This is a genomic window from Hymenobacter piscis (genome assembly GCF_018760735.1).
GTDB classification, from domain to species: Bacteria; Bacteroidota; Bacteroidia; order Cytophagales; family Hymenobacteraceae; genus Hymenobacter; species Hymenobacter piscis.
In genome coordinates this window covers 325,669-340,180 of the sequence record NZ_JAHHZN010000001.1, presented here as the reverse complement: position 1 = coordinate 340,180, position 14,512 = coordinate 325,669, and the positions used below count along the sequence as shown (strand labels likewise).

The following is a 14,512-nucleotide window of genomic DNA, read 5'->3' as shown; positions in this document are numbered from 1 at the left end:
CGGGTGCCGGTCCGCCGCTAAGCAACGGGGAAAAGGTTCAGAGAGAAAGTCAGCGAAAGTCCAAAAGTAGCCAATAAGTAGCGAGGTCCGCACGCGAAATCAACCAACGGCCCGCTGCACCTCAACCAACCCGGAGAATCGGCCCCCGGCCGGCCCCAACGCAAAAGCCTCCGCCGGAAGGGCAGAGGCTTTAGCGTAAGCATTCGGGAGTGCGCGGAGCGGGCGGGTCAGTTCTGGAGCAGCAGCCGTTTGGTCGATACCACCCGGTCGTTCTGGAGCAGGCTGTAGAAGTACATGCCGGAAGGCAGGTCGGAGAGGTTCAGGTTCATACCCCGGTCGGAGGTGTCGGGCCGCAGGGCCACCGTGCGCACTTCCCGCCCGATGATGTTGCTCAGGCGCAGCTTGTAGTCGTAGCCGGCAGTGAGCGAGGCCACCGAAATAGTAACCAGCCCGTGCGAGGGGTTGGGCGAAATCAGGAAAGCGGGCGTTACGGGGCGGGCAGCGGCGGCCGGCGCGGTCTGCGTCAGAGCCACGGGCGTCATGCGCGGGGCCGTGAGCGGCCGTCCGGTGTTGCGGGTAGCGGCCGTCGCGTGGTAGAGGCCGCCTTTGGCCTTGAGCGTGTAAGTAGCCGCCAGCAGCGGCAGCTGCCACAAGAGCAGAAATAAGAGCGAGAGGGAGCGAAGCGTAAGTTTCATGGCATGCTGCAGAGCGTAGTCGGAGAGGAAATAAAGCCCGCGGGGCTATCGGATAAATGACAACTACCATGCCTTGTTGCCAAGCAGCGTCAGGCAGACAGATACCGGGTCAGACGCGGAGGTTGCCCACGGGTTTAGAGATAGAGACGGTAAAGTACACTAAATAGTTGGCAGTGAATATACTAAAATGATAAAATTGTCGATGGGGTGTGCTTTACACGTAGCGGATTTCCTTTAGATCGAAGTACCGTACCTGACCGGCGGTAGCCACAGCCAGCCGGCCGGCTTCATCCACGCCCGTAATCCGGCCGCGCAGGGGCTGCCCGCCGGCCTCGTAGGCGTGTTCTTCCCCGAAGCGGTACAGCACGCTCAGATACGCGGCCCGCAGCTCCTGCACCCGGCCCGCCCGCAGCTGCAGGTAGCGGCGCTCCAGGGCCTCCAGCAGCCGGGCCGCCAGTGGACCCAGCTGGTAGGCCCGGCCCGTCAGGCCGCCCAAGGAAGTGGCCGTAGGTACTCCGAATTCCTGCTGGTTCACGTTCAGCCCGATGCCCACGACGCTGTGCTGAATCTTTGCGCCGCTCAGGGTGTTCTCAATCAGGATGCCGCCCAGCTTCTGCGCGCCGTAGAAAATGTCGTTCGGCCACTTCACCCGCAGGGCCGGCGCGGAACCCAGCAGGGCCGTGAGCCAGTCGTGCACGGCCAGCGCCACGGCCTGGCTGAGCAGAAACTGGTCGGCGGCGGGCAGAAATGCCGGCCGCCAGACCACCGACAGCGTCAGGTTTTCGCCCGGGGCGGCCTCCCACTGGTTGCCGCGCTGGCCCCGGCCGGCGGTCTGTTTGTCGGTTATGACGCAGCAGCCATCCGTGGCCCGGTTTTGGCCAACCAATAGCTGCGCTTCGGTGTTCGTTGAAGCGCATTCGGGCAGCCAGACAAGCTGTTGGCCCGTGAAGAGCGTTTGGGGGGATAATGCCTCCACGTGTTTTTCGTACTTTGTGACGTTCAAACCTAACAATACCCTATGAAAAGTACCTTGATTCGGCAGGATTCGGACAAGTTGGCAGATGTAGTAGTGCGCGGCATGCAGGAGAAGAAGGCCTCCGATATCGTGGTACTCAATCTGAAAGACCTCAAAAATGCCGTAGCCGATTATTTCATCATCTGCTCGGCTTCGTCGGATACGCAAATTGATGCTATTGCGCGCTCCGTAGAGGAGGAAGTGGAAAAACTCACCGGCCAGAATCCCTGGCAGACCGAGGGCCGCATGAACCGCGAGTGGGTGCTGCTCGATTACGTGGACGTCGTCGTACACGTGTTTCTGCGTGACCGGCGCCAGTTCTACGCGCTGGAAGATTTGTGGGGCGATGCCCAGATTACCTACGTGGAAGAAGACGAAACTTCGACGGCCGTAAAGTAAACGGCGGCCGGTGGCGTCTTCCTGAAGACTGGCGGGCACGCTAACAAACGCCTGCCTGGCGTGTTCCGCCTTTGTTTTTTGTTCTAGCAACTTCAATTCATGTCTGATACGACGCCCAAAAAGAAAAAACCCATGCTGCCCAGTCCGGCTCCCCGGCCGGGCATGCAGCTCTGGGTCCTGACGGGACTCATCGTCCTGATTCTGGGAATGGTGTACATCAACCAGAGCAAGCCCATGGTCGAAATCAAGCAACTCGAGTTTGAGCAGATGCTCAAGGCCGGGGATGTGGCCGAGGTGGCCCTGGTGAACGACCGGCAGGTGGAAGTAACGCTCAAGCGCGAAGCTCTTGCCAAGCCCGAGTACAGCAAGCGGCTCGCCCCGCGCGGTCCGCTGGCCACGGCTCCGGCCGGGGGAGCCCCCCAGTTCGGCTTCCGGGTGGTGGATGGCAAAGTCTTCAAGGAAGACCTCGACAAGCTCCAGCTCACGCTGCCCGCCGACCGTCAGGTTGGCCTCAAGGTTACGGAGGAGCACGGCTACGGCGACTTCATCGGCACCTGGGGCTTTATGATTCTGCTCTTTGTGGGCTTCTGGTTCCTGATGCGCCGCATGAGCGGCGCTGGTGGGCCCGGTGGCCAGATTTTCAGCATCGGCAAGAGCCGGGCCGCCCTGTTTGAGGGGGGCGACAAGGTGAAAATCACGTTCAAGGACGTGGCCGGGCTGGAAGAGGCCAAGGAGGAAGTGCAGGAGATTGTGGAGTTTCTCAAGAACCCCAGCAAATTCACCATCCTCGGCGGTAAAATTCCGAAAGGGGCCCTGCTGGTAGGTCCTCCCGGTACGGGCAAAACCCTGCTGGCCAAGGCAGTAGCCGGGGAGGCCGACGTGCCCTTCTTCTCCCTCTCGGGCTCCGATTTCGTGGAAATGTTCGTGGGGGTGGGCGCGGCCCGGGTGCGCGACCTGTTCAAGCAGGCCAAGGCCAAGGCGCCCTGCATCATCTTTATCGATGAAATTGACGCCATCGGCCGCAGCCGCAGCCGGGGCAACACGCCCGGCGGTAACGACGAGCGAGAAAACACGCTCAACTCCCTGCTGGTGGAAATGGACGGTTTCGGTACTGATTCCGGCGTCATTATCCTGGCCGCTACCAACCGCCCCGATACGCTCGACTCGGCCCTGCTGCGCCCCGGCCGCTTCGACCGGCAGGTGAGCATCGACAAGCCCGACATCAACGGCCGCACCGAGATCTTCAACGTGCACCTCAAGCCTCTGACCCTGGGCCCCGACGTGGAAGCCAAAAAACTGGCCGCCATGACGCCTGGCTTTGCCGGCGCCGAAATTGCCAACGTCTGCAACGAAGCCGCCCTCATTGCCGCCCGCCGCGACAAGAAGATGGTGACCATGCAGGACTTCACCGATGCCGTAGACCGCGTGATCGGGGGCCTGGAGAAGAAAAACAAAATCATCAGCCCCGGCGAGAAGAAGATTGTGGCCTACCACGAAGCGGGCCACGCCGTGGCCGGCTGGTTCCTCGAGCACGCCGACCCGTTGGTGAAGGTGAGCATTGTGCCCCGCGGCGTGGCTGCGCTCGGCTACGCGCAGTACCTGCCCCGGGAGCAGTTCCTCTACAACACCGAGCAGCTCATGGACGAAATGTGCATGACCCTAGGGGGCCGCGCCGCCGAGGAGCTGGTGTTCGGTAAGATTTCGACCGGCGCCCTCTCCGACCTGGAGCGCATCACGAAGGTGGCCTACAGCATCGTGACCATGTACGGCATGAACGACAAGCTCGGCAACGTATCGTTCTACGATTCCAAGGGCCAGAACGAGTACGGCTTCACCAAGCCCTATTCGGAGGCTACCTCGCAGATGATTGACGAGGAAGTCCGCACCATCATCTCCCAGGCCTATACCCGCACCAAGGAGTTGCTCACCGAGCGTCGGCACGAGCTGGAAGTTATTGCCAAGGAGCTGCTGGAAAAGGAAGTGCTGCTTCAGGACGACCTGCAGCGCCTCGTGGGGCCGCGCCCCTACGATACCCAGACCAGCTACCAGGCCCACATGGCTGGCACCGACCGCTCGGAAACCCTGAGCGAGCGGAAGCAGGAGCACCCCGGCCTGCCCCTCGGCAACGACCTGCCCGATCTGAACCTGCCCGGGGTGGATCAGGGTACGGACCCGGCGGGTTCTCCGTCGGAACCCAGCGGCTCGGCCGTAACGCCCCTGTAATTACCGCACGTATGCCTCCGAAAGCCTGCTGTACATTGCTACAGCAGGCTTTCTGTTTTTCCGGTTGGGCCCGTGCTGTCTGCGGCAGCATCAGCGCATCAATACCTCCTGCGCGCCGGCAGCCAGGGGGGAGCTTGGGAAATCCGGTTTTCAGGATACGCGAAACCGCTTACCTTTACAGCCTATGTCGGATACCTCCCGCGATATTGTACTGCGCCGGATTCGGGAAGCTCTGCGCCAGCCTGCGCCCCAGCCGGCGCGGCCCGATTTCACGGCCCCGCTCCACCCCCGGCCCGCCGAAGGGGAGGACCTGGCGGTGGCCTTTGCCCAGAGCTTCGTGCGCGTGGGGGGCGTGTTTTACTACTGCGAGTCGGAGGAGCATTTCTACGACCAGTTGTTTGCCTACAAAAAGGAGAAGCAGCTGGAACACCTGTACGTGTGGGAGCCGGAGCTGAAAAAGCTGCTCCACGCCGGCAGTGTAGCCTTCCAGGGAGATGAAGCCGACTTTCAGCAGCACGCTGAGGCCGGCCTGACCACCTGCGAGGCGCTGGTGGCGCGTACCGGCAGCGTGCTGGTATCGGCCGCTACCGGTAGCGGGCGGCGCCTCACCATCTACCCCGACCAGCACCTGGTGCTGGCCCGCACTTCCCAGGTAGTGGCCGACATCGGGGATGCGCTCCGGCTCGTGCAGCACCGCTACGGCCCCGACAAACTGCCTTCCATGATTTCCCTGACCACGGGGCCCAGCCGCACGGCCGATATTGAGAAGACGCTGGTGCTCGGTGCCCACGGCCCGCGCAGCCTCGTGCTGTTTTTACTGGATGACGCGCCCGCCGCAACTGCCTGACCTTTCGCTGCCGGCCGGCCAGAAGGTGTATTTCGCCTCCGACTTTCACCTCGGCGCCCCCGATGCCGCCCGCTCCCGGGAGCGGGAGCGGCGCATTGTGCGCTGGCTCGATGAAGCGGCCCGGGATGCCGCGGCCATTTATCTGCTGGGCGACATCTTCGATTTCTGGTTCGAGTACCGCCACGCCATCCCCCGGGGTTTCGTGCGCCTGCAGGGCAAGCTGGCCGAGCTGACCGACGCGGGCATTCCGGTAACTTTCTTCACCGGCAACCACGACATGTGGATGTTCGATTACTTCACCCAGGAGCTGAACATTCCCATCCTGCGCCACCCGGTGAGCCAGCGCATCGGCGGCCACCAGTTCCACATCGGCCACGGCGACGGGCTGGGGCCCGGCGACCATACCTACAAGGTGCTCAAGCGGGTATTTGCCGCGCCCCTGGCCCAGTGGCTGTTCGCCCGCCTGCATCCCAACTTTGGTATCGGGCTGGCCAACTACTGGAGCCGCCACAGCCGCCTGCAAAACGGCGCGGCCGATGCCGAGTATTTCGGCGACGACGAGTGGCTGCTGACTTACTGCCGCGAGGTGGAGCAGCAGTTTCCGCACGCGTATTACGTGTTCGGGCACCGCCATTTGCCCCTGGATGTGGCCGTAGCGCCCGGTAGCCGCTACGTGAACCTGGGCGAATGGGTCAATTATTGCACCTACGGCGTGTATGATGGTAACACGCTGGCTTTGCTGGAATATGAGACAGGGAGAGAATACGTGGCCCGTTAAACGGGCCGCCGCCGGCTGCCGCGGGCTGTTGCCGGTTGTGTTGGCCCTGGCCTTTTCGCCCCTGACATCGGCCCAGACTACGGCCCCGCCGGCCGGCTCGGTGGCCCCGGCCGGGCAGGCGGCACCGGTGCTGAACCTGCCGCCGGATACAACCGCCCGGGCCGGCTGGCAGCTGGTGCGCACCATCCGGCTCGACCAGCCCGGGGCGGCGTCCCTGGACCGGCGGGGCAACCTCTACCTGACCGACCGCCAGAACAACCTGCGCCAGTTCGGGCCCGATGGGCAGGCGCTCAACACCTACTCGCCCCCGCTGCCGGGCCACGTGATGCAGGTGGAGGCCTGGAATACGGCCAAGGTGCTGGTGTTCTACGATGACCGCCAGCAGGTGCTGGTCCTCGACCGGTTCCTGTCGCCCATCAGCGAGCTGGCCCTGGCTACCTACCTCGACGGCCAGGCCCGGGTGGTTACGCTGGCCCCCGACGACCGGTACTGGCTGCTCAACGAATCGGATCTGACCCTGCGGCAGTTCGACGTGACCCAGAAACGCTTTACCATAACCACTCCGCTGGACCTGCTCATCGGCCGCTCCCGGCCCGACTTCCGGTTCCTGCGCGAATACCAGAACAACCTTTACCTCGTGGACCGCCTCGGGGGCGTGTACGTGTTCGATAACCTGGGCAATTACCGCAAAAAACTGCCCCTGCCGGGCCTGACCTACGTTGGCTTCCGGGGCGACGAGCTCTACTACCTGGCCGCCGATGGCCTGCGCTTCTTCGACCTGTACAAGCTCACCGAGCGGCAGGTTGCCCTGCCGACCGCCGGGGTACAGCAGGTGCTGGTCGGTGACGAGTACATCTACCTGCTCCTGACGACCGGCGTGCAGGTATATAAAATGCCGGGTAAATAAGCGCGGCCCGCGTTCCAACGGTTTTTTTGCAGGCAGCTACCGTCCGGAACCAGCTCCCAGGGCTGACGGTAAAGGGCCGGGCTGTGCCGGAGATGTAGAAGGTTGCCGCCCTGCGCGCCGCGCCCTGGCCCTGGTCCCGTAATAAGCGGGACGCCGGCGCCATGCCGGGTGGTTTGTGGTTATATTTGGAGGCAACCGCTCCGGTTGCAGCTGCTCTCTGCTACCGCCTCCACAACCACTGTTCTGCTTATGTCTGCTACCGTATTCCGCCGTGCCGGGTGCCTGTTCCTGTTGCTGGGATTCGGGGGCGCGGCTACGCCGCGCGCTACCGCCCAAACTGCTGCCCCGAAACCAGCTCCGGTTAAGTCGGTTAGTCGTCTGGCTCCGGGGTTGCGGCCGGCTGCCGCCGGCTGGCTGCGCGTGCGCGTGCGCGATGAAGCAGCCTTCCGACAGTGGCTGGCGCGCACCTGGCCCCGGGCCCTGAGTCAGGCCGAACCCCATCACGCCGCATTATGGCGGGTGCGGGGGGTGGCCCCCGCCGAGCTGGCCGCCTGTCCGTGGGTGAGCTTTGTGGAAGCGGCCGACCGGCTCGCCCGTCCGGAGCGGGAGCTGGGCGGCACCGATTTCGGGGCGAATTCGGTTACGGCCGTGCAGGCGCGCTACCCCGGCCTCACCGGGGCGGGCCTCACGGTGTCCATCAAGGAGGCTCCCCTGGACCTGACTGACATCGACTTCAAGGGCCGGTTGCTGAATCCTGACCCCCAGGCGCCGCTGCTCAACACCCACGCCACCACCATGGCCACTATCGTTGCCGGCGGCGGTAACTCGGCTCCCAAGGGCCGCGGCGTGGCCTGGCAGGCGCGCATTGCCCAGTCCAGCTACGATAACCTGCTGCCCGACGATGGGGTCCAGCTGGCCGGCCAGGGTGTATCGGTGCAGAACCACTCCTACGGCGTAGACGTGGAGAGTTTCTACGGCCTCGAAGCCCAGGCCTACGACCAGCAGGGGCAGCAGTACCCGAGTCTGGTGCACGTCTTCTCTTCCGGCAACTCCGGCGACCAGCCGGCCGCCCCGGGACCCTACGCCGGCCTCGGCCAGGTAGCTAACCTGACCGGGGAATTCAAGAACTCGAAAAACAGCCTGAGCGTGGGCGCTACCGATGCGTTGGGCCAGGTAAGTGCGCGCAGCTCCCGCGGCCCCGCCGCCGACGGCCGGGTGAAGCCGGAACTGGTGGCCTTCGGCGACGGGGGCACGTCGGATGCGGCCGCCCTGGTATCGGGCATCAGCCTGCTGGTGCAGCAGGCCCACCAGCGGCAGTACGGCCGTCTGCCCCCGGCGGCCCTGGTGCGGGCGGCCCTGCTGAACACGGCCGACGACACCGGCGCGCCCCAGGTTGATTTTGTGGCCGGCTACGGCCAGGCTGACGCCCTGGGTGCGGTTCAGACCATGCTCGACAACCGGTTTGTGGAGGCAGCGGCCACTCAGGGGCAGGAACAGGTGTTCCGCCTGACGGTGCCCGCCGGTACTCACCGCCTCAAACTCACCCTGGCCTGGACCGACCCGGCGGGCGCGGCCAACGCGGCCCCCGCCCTCGTCAACGACCTCGACCTGAGCCTGCACCACCTCGCCTCCGGCCAGCACTGGCTGCCCTGGACGCTCAATCCCTACCCGCACCCGGATTCTCTGGCCCAACCCGCGCGCCGTCGCCCCAACCACCTCGATAATGCCGAGCAGATTACGCTGGATGCCCCCGTGGCCGGCACCTACGAGCTGCGGGTGCGCGGCTACCGGGTGCCCCAGGGGCCACAGGCCTTCAGCGTGGCGTACGAGTTCGAAACGGGCCTGTGCTGGATTTCGCCCACCTCCACCCACGCCCTCGGGGCCGGCACCACGGAGCGGCTGCGGTGGCAGTGGGCCGGTCCTGCCACCCCGGCCCGGCTGGAATATCAGCCCCTGGGCCAGACTGCCTGGCTGGAACTCAGTCCTGCCCTCGACCTGAGCACTCAGTCCTTCGCCTGGACCACTCCCGCCGCTACCCAGCCCGGTCGGCTGCGGCTGGTGGCCGGCCCCGCAACGGCCGTGTCGGATACCTTTTTCGTGGCCCGGCCCCCGCGGCTGGTGGTGGCCTTCGCCTGCGAGCAGGAAGCCCTGCTGACCTGGTCGCGCACCCCCGGCGCCACGGCCTATCAGGTGTACGTGCTGGGGGATACCCACCTGGTTCCGTTGCGGCAGGTACCCGATACAACGCTGCTCCTTGCCGGCCCGGAGCTGGCCAACCGCTATGTTGCCGTGGCGCCGGTTGTGCAGGGCCGGATAGGGGAGCGGGGCCCGACGGAGGACCTGCAGCAGGCCGGCAACGGGTGCTACGTGCGCTCCTTCCTGCCCCGCCAGCTGGTAACCGACACGGTGCGCTTCGACCTGGAGCTGGGCTCCACCTTCCGCCTGCAAACCGTAACCCTGCAGCGTCGACGGTCCGACGGCAGCTTCCAGGACATCGAGACCCTGAATCCGGGCCCGGCCACGACGCTGGTGCTGACCGATGCCGCCCCGCTGACCGGCTACGCCCAGTACCGCGCGCGGCTTACCCTTGGGGGAGGCAACGAAGTGTACAGCCAGCCGGAGCGGGTTTTCCGGGTGATGGAAGCTGCGGCCGTGCTGGTGTATCCGGTGCCGGTGGCAGTGGGCGAGCCCCTGCGCATTGTGCTGCCACCCGAGCAGGCCGCCGACGTGTGGGTATATGACCTGGCCGGCCGCCTGCAGCAGGCAGTAGCGGCCGAACAAGGAGTCATTCCCCGCATTCCCACCGATGGGCTGCGGCCCGGCACGTATCTGCTGCGCATCCGGCTGCGGGGCGGGGCTACCATCACCCGGCGCATCACGGTAGTGCAGTAGCCGGCTCAGCGGCGGAAGCCCCGGGCGGGCTGCTTGCTCCCAACTGACTCCCAACTGGTCCGTTCAGAACGTGCTTTCCAGGCGCTTTGAAGCGGCGTAAAATAAAAACAGGGGCCCCGACTCAACTGAGTCGGGGCCCCTGTTTCGGGAAGTGCACTGGGCGCAGAGCGGTTAGTACACGTAGTTGAGGGCCGTGCGGTCGTTCGTGTTGAAGGGGCGGTTAGCACCCGAGCCGATGCAGGCCAGCATCCACGAGTTCGGATCAGGGCTGGAAGGCGTGCCGGGGATAAGGATGGCGCCCACGGTGCTGGCACCTTCGTTTACGGCCGAGCCGCCGCAGCTATACTGCCGGCTCATGTAGTCGGTGTGGCGGAAGCCGATGCAGTGGCCTACTTCGTGGGCCAGAATGGTGGCAATGTAGGTAGAGGCGTTGGCCGTGCCGATAGCGCCTACGTTGATGCGGACAGAGTTAAAGGGGTTGCCACCGGAAGGGAAGCCGGCCGAAGCCAGGTAGCTGGAACCGGCCGGAGCCGCGCTCAGAACAATGTTACCACCCGACGTTACGCGCGTGAAACGTACGCGCAGGTTCTCGGCGTTGAAGCGGCGAATCAGCTCGTTGGTAGCCGTTACATAAGCCGACGGCAGGTTGCTGGCCACCCGGATGGTGATGGTGCGGGGCAGGCCCGTTACCAGGTTGGTGGTGCGGTACTGCTCGTCCTGGCCTACGCGCAGCATCTGGTTATCGGGCTTGCTGGCCAGCATTTCTTCGTTGAGCAGAATGTCACCTTCTACCAGCACGCCGCCGTCTACTTTCTGGGCGCCGGTGGCCGTGAAGCCCAGGGCTTTGATCTGGGAAATGGTGGCTTCCGACAGCTGATCTTTAACTTCGATGGCGGCCTTCTCCTGGCAGGAAGACAGGGCCAGTGTAGCCGAGGCCAGCAAAGCAAGCGGGGCAAAGCGTTGGAGTACTCTCATAGTATTTGGTTGTGGTTTGGTGAAAGAACGAGGTAAACTTAGGTTTTTATTGATGATATTTCAAAACAATGGAGTTAAAATTGATAAAATTATATACGCTGACCTCCTTGCTTCCTGATGCTGACCCAACCTGCCAGCACGTTGCCTCCGGTCAGGCTGCGGGTTTGCGCCTTCCGGAGTTGGCATGGCGTGCTGATTATACGGAATTTACCCGGGCTATAAGTTGAGCGTCAGGAGTTTGACTGGGCTGCTGCCCGATGGCACCGGCCGGGAATCGGCTGCCCCGGCTATTTCTTTATCTTTGTCGATAACCGATTTCATGCCGCCGCTCTTTTCCCGGCCGCTTTACCCTATAGATCTTACAAGCCGTGGCTTGCTCAACCTGCTCCTCCTCCGGCGGGGGATGCTCCACTACTTCTGCTTCGGGCTGTGGCTCGAAGGGCAGTTGTAGCAGTGGCTGTACCCGCCTCAATGTATTCGACTGGCTCCAGGACCTGGATATGCCCAGCGACTTTAAAGAATTCGACCTGGTGGAAGTCCGCTTCAAGGGCGGCCGCAAGGATTTCTTCCGCAACCAGAGCCGCCTGCCCCTCATTACCGGCGACGCCGTGGTGGTGGAAGCCGCCGGCAACGGCTGGCACCTGGGCCACGTCTCGCTCAAGGGCGAGCTGGTGCGCCTGCAGATGAAAAAGAAAAAGGTGCCCCTCGACTCCAAGGACATCCGCCCCATTCTGCGGGTGGCCACCGACCAGGATGCCGAGCGCTGGCAGGCCGTACGCGACCTGGAAACTGGCACCATGTTCCGGGCCCGGGCCGTGGTGGAAGAGTTGCGCCTGAAAATGAAGCTCTCCGACGTAGAGTACCAGGCCGACCGTACCCGCGCCACGTTCTTCTACTCCGCCGACGACCGGGTCGATTTCCGGGACCTGATCAAGCGCCTGGCCGATGAGTTCCGGGTGCGGGTGGAGATGCGCCAGATTTCCCTGCGCCACGAAGCCGGCCGCCTCGGCGGCATCGGCTCGTGCGGGCGGGAGCTGTGCTGCTCCACCTGGCTTTCCGATTTCAAAAGCGTGAGCACCACCGCCGCCCGCTACCAGAACCTGAGCCTGAACCCGGCCAAGCTCTCGGGCCAGTGCGGCCGCCTCAAGTGCTGCCTCAACTACGAGCTCGATACCTACCTCGACGCCCTCAAGGACATTCCGCAGGTGCAGCGCCCCCTGCTCACGGAAAAGGGCGAGTACGTGCTCCAGAAAACCGACATCTTCAAGCGCAAAATGTGGTTTGCCGTGCGCGGCGACAACAACTGGGTGGTAGTGCCCGCCGAGCGGGTGCGCGAGGTGCTGGAGCTGAACAAGCGCGGCGAAAAGCCCGAAACGTTGCTGGTGCCCGTGCGCGAGGAGGAAAAGGAGCCCGAAGTAACGGCCATTGTGGAAGGCTCCCTGGAGCGCCTCGATGACAAAATCAAAGCCTCCAAACGCCCCAAGCGCACCAAGAAGAAGCGCCCCGACGAGCTTCCGGCAGCGGCGCCCGCGCCCGTCCGGCCGAGCCGCTCGGCCCCGGCCCGTAGCAGTGCCTCCGCGCCGGATGCCCCCGGAGCAACCCCGGAGGGCGAAGCCGCAGCCAGCCCCGCCGACGGGGCCGAGGAGCGTGCCCGCCCCCGCGGGGCCGCCGCCCGGCCCCTGAACCGGCGCGGCCGGGGGCGCAACGGAGAAAGCCGCAGCGAAGGTCGCGGCGAAGGCCGGCGGGCGGGCAGCCGGGCGCCTGAGGCGGGCAGTGCCCCGGCGCCGGATGCGGCCCGGCCCCCGCGGGAAGGCGGACGCCCGCCCCGTAACGCGGGCGATACGCCGGGTGGTGCCAGCCGGACGGGCGCAGAGGGCGGCGGGGAAGGCCGTCGGAGCCGCTCGGGGCGCCGTGGTAGCGGCCGCCCCGGCCGGGGCGGTAGTGGAGCAGAAGGTGCCGCTTCTTAATTGCTGTTACTGATGATCATGCTGACGACCACTATGCGTAAGCTCCTGGGCCCGCTGCCGGTGCTGGCCCTGCTGGCCCTGGCTGCCTGCGACCCCGCCGAGGTATATGAAAAAAACGCCGACCTGGCCTCGCCCGCCGGCGACCCCTACGTGTGGGCAGTACAGGAAAAACCGGCCTTCGAGTTTGAAATTCCGGATACTACCCAGCGCTACGACGTGTACCTGAACGTGCGCAACGCCGCCGATTACGGGTACTACAACCTTTACGTGCGCGCCACCCTCACCGGCCCCGACGGCCGCGTGGTGTCGCGGAAGCTGCACGAAATGACGCTCATGGACCCCCAAACCGGAGAGCCCCGCGGCGACGGTAGCGGCGACATTTTCGACCACCGCTTCCTGGCCCTGCCCAACCAGGCATTTGCTCAGACGGGCCCGTACAAGCTGGTGCTGGAGCAGTACATGCGTCAGGATCAGCTGCGCGGTATTATGGCCGTGGGCGTGCGGGTGGCCCGGCACACGGCCACGAAGTAACGACGCGTCGGTTTTCTGCACGCAAAAGGCCCGCCGGATTCCCGGCGGGCCTTTTGCGTGGGTGTCGGCTGAATTAAATGCGCTCCACTTTTACGGCGTTCTGGCCTTTCTTGCCATCGATGACGTCGAAGGAAACCCGGTCGTTTTCGCGGATTTCGTGAATCAGGCCGGTCTGGTGGACGAAAATTTCCTGGCCGTTTTCGTCCTGAACGATAAATCCGTAGCCCTTGGATTCATTGAAAAACTTCACTTTACCGGTTTTCATAGCGGGGGTAAGCGGTTGGGGGGTGAAAGAATGGCGGTAAATCTACATGGTTTTCCAGACTGACAAAACCCCTCGTTGCCGGAACGTGCCTGCGGCCCCTGCGTATGAAAGGCATCTTCCATCCCAATTGCCGCCACCATGACCGACGCCCAGACCCCCGATTCGACCCCCGATAACACCGCCAACCAGGTGCCCGCCGCCCTCCAGACCCCCGACAACACGGCCGCCGGCCAGCCCGTAGCCCACGACCGCAACCACGAGCAGAACGAAGTAGCGGGAGCCAGCCGGGGCGAATTCGGCCGCCAGTCGGACCAGGGCGTAACCCAGGGCGGCTACGGCAACGAGCTGAGCCGGGGCACCAGCACCTACGCCGGCGCCCCCGTGCAGCCCGCCGCTACCAGCGGCTACGAAGGGGAGCGCGCCCAAACGCCCGCCGGACTGCCCTCAACTGAAAACGGCAGCTTCGGCACGGAAGCGGTGGGCGCGGGCCTGCCGGCCGGCTCGGCCGTGGGGGCTGATTTTGCCAACGATAACGCCGCGCCCCAGGGCCCGGGCTCCGGCTACGCCGATAACTACGGTACGTCTTCCCTGGGCGGCCAGTCCAACTCCAACGTCCGCCCCGACGCCGCAGAGCGCAACCAGCGCGAAGACTACACGCCCAACCACCCGGAGGCGGGCCCGGAGGGGCTGCGCACCGGTGCCCAGCCCACCAACGCCGCCTACGGAGCCGGGGAAGCGGAGGCCACGCCCCCCGTCGGGGAGCCCAGCGGCTACGAAGCCGCCGGCTCTCCCGATGCCCAGGGAGATGCCCAGGATGGTTTCGGCTCCCAAGGGGGTTCGTACAACGACGAGTACGACGATGCCGAGCCCAACCAGGCGGCCGGCTCGCCCGCCCGCGGCGACTACAGTAAGCAGGACGCGGCGGCCAACTACGGCCAGGCCTCCGACGAGCGCACCAACAACCCCGATTCGCCCGACTACGGGGCTACGCCCGGCCGGCCCGGTTCACCCGCCTAGG

At 64.8% G+C, this 14,512-nt stretch carries 13 protein-coding genes; 9 read left to right on the top strand and 4 right to left on the bottom strand.

Annotated elements, in window-relative coordinates; translation table 11 throughout:
- Positions 1–227 precede the first annotated feature (227 nt).
- Both KLP40_RS01455 and KLP40_RS01450 read right to left on the bottom strand, forming a co-directional pair.
- On the bottom strand, positions 228–695 hold the full coding sequence (locus KLP40_RS01455; RefSeq protein ID WP_215591748.1) for a T9SS type A sorting domain-containing protein: 468 nt from the start codon (positions 693–695) through the stop codon (positions 228–230).
- 214 nt (positions 696–909) lie between these two features.
- Complete coding sequence (locus KLP40_RS01450) at positions 910–1,671, bottom strand: biotin--[acetyl-CoA-carboxylase] ligase (protein ID WP_317196730.1); 762 nt, start codon at positions 1,669–1,671, stop codon at positions 910–912.
- Between the two features lie 42 nt (positions 1,672–1,713).
- Between KLP40_RS01450 and rsfS the strand changes: the two genes are divergently transcribed.
- The 6 genes from rsfS to KLP40_RS01420 all read left to right on the top strand — a co-directional run bounded on the left by rsfS (position 1,714) and on the right by KLP40_RS01420 (position 9,756).
- Entirely contained in the window at positions 1,714–2,109 is a 396-nt protein-coding gene (rsfS, locus tag KLP40_RS01445) for a ribosome silencing factor (RefSeq protein WP_215591746.1), read from the top strand.
- Positions 2,110–2,208: 99 nt separating this feature from the next.
- Positions 2,209–4,332 (top strand): ATP-dependent zinc metalloprotease FtsH, encoded by a 2,124-nt coding sequence (ftsH, locus tag KLP40_RS01440; RefSeq protein WP_215591745.1) that lies wholly within the window; start codon positions 2,209–2,211, stop codon positions 4,330–4,332.
- A 184-nt stretch (positions 4,333–4,516) separates the two neighbouring features.
- Positions 4,517–5,179: a LutC/YkgG family protein gene (locus KLP40_RS01435; RefSeq protein ID WP_215591744.1), complete on the top strand. Its 663-nt coding sequence runs from the start codon at positions 4,517–4,519 to the stop codon at positions 5,177–5,179.
- Entirely contained in the window at positions 5,154–5,957 is an 804-nt protein-coding gene (locus tag KLP40_RS01430; protein WP_215591742.1) for a UDP-2,3-diacylglucosamine diphosphatase, read from the top strand. Before KLP40_RS01435 ends, KLP40_RS01430 begins: the two co-directional genes overlap by 26 nt.
- Before the next feature lie 28 nt (positions 5,958–5,985).
- The gene (locus KLP40_RS01425) at positions 5,986–6,864 is read left to right on the top strand and encodes a hypothetical protein (protein WP_215591740.1); all 879 of its coding nucleotides are present in this window, start codon (positions 5,986–5,988) and stop codon (positions 6,862–6,864) included.
- 249 nt (positions 6,865–7,113) lie between these two features.
- Positions 7,114–9,756 carry a S8 family serine peptidase gene (locus tag KLP40_RS01420; protein WP_215591739.1) on the top strand — a complete coding sequence of 881 codons (2,643 nt, stop codon included), beginning with the start codon at positions 7,114–7,116 and terminating at the stop codon, positions 9,754–9,756.
- 171 nt (positions 9,757–9,927) lie between these two features.
- On the opposite strand, the gene KLP40_RS01415 is transcribed toward KLP40_RS01420, so the two are convergent.
- Positions 9,928–10,731, bottom strand: a complete 804-nt coding sequence (locus KLP40_RS01415; RefSeq protein WP_215591738.1) for a M57 family metalloprotease — start codon at positions 10,729–10,731, stop codon at positions 9,928–9,930.
- A 368-nt stretch (positions 10,732–11,099) separates the two neighbouring features.
- Between KLP40_RS01415 and KLP40_RS01410 the strand changes: the two genes are divergently transcribed.
- Both KLP40_RS01410 and KLP40_RS01405 read left to right on the top strand, forming a co-directional pair.
- Positions 11,100–12,698: a PSP1 domain-containing protein gene (locus KLP40_RS01410; protein ID WP_317196729.1), complete on the top strand. Its 1,599-nt coding sequence runs from the start codon at positions 11,100–11,102 to the stop codon at positions 12,696–12,698.
- A 33-nt stretch (positions 12,699–12,731) separates the two neighbouring features.
- Positions 12,732–13,229: a gliding motility lipoprotein GldH gene (locus KLP40_RS01405; protein WP_215591737.1), complete on the top strand. Its 498-nt coding sequence runs from the start codon at positions 12,732–12,734 to the stop codon at positions 13,227–13,229.
- 73 nt (positions 13,230–13,302) lie between these two features.
- Here KLP40_RS01405 and KLP40_RS01400 read toward each other — a convergent pair whose 3' ends face one another.
- Positions 13,303–13,494, bottom strand: coding sequence for a cold-shock protein (locus tag KLP40_RS01400; protein ID WP_215591736.1), 192 nt, complete (start codon positions 13,492–13,494; stop codon positions 13,303–13,305).
- Positions 13,495–13,632: 138 nt separating this feature from the next.
- On the opposite strand from KLP40_RS01400, the gene KLP40_RS01395 reads away from it, so the two are divergent.
- Positions 13,633–14,511, top strand: a complete 879-nt coding sequence (locus tag KLP40_RS01395; protein WP_215591735.1) for a hypothetical protein — start codon at positions 13,633–13,635, stop codon at positions 14,509–14,511.
- The last annotated feature ends 1 nt before the right edge of the window (position 14,512 follow it).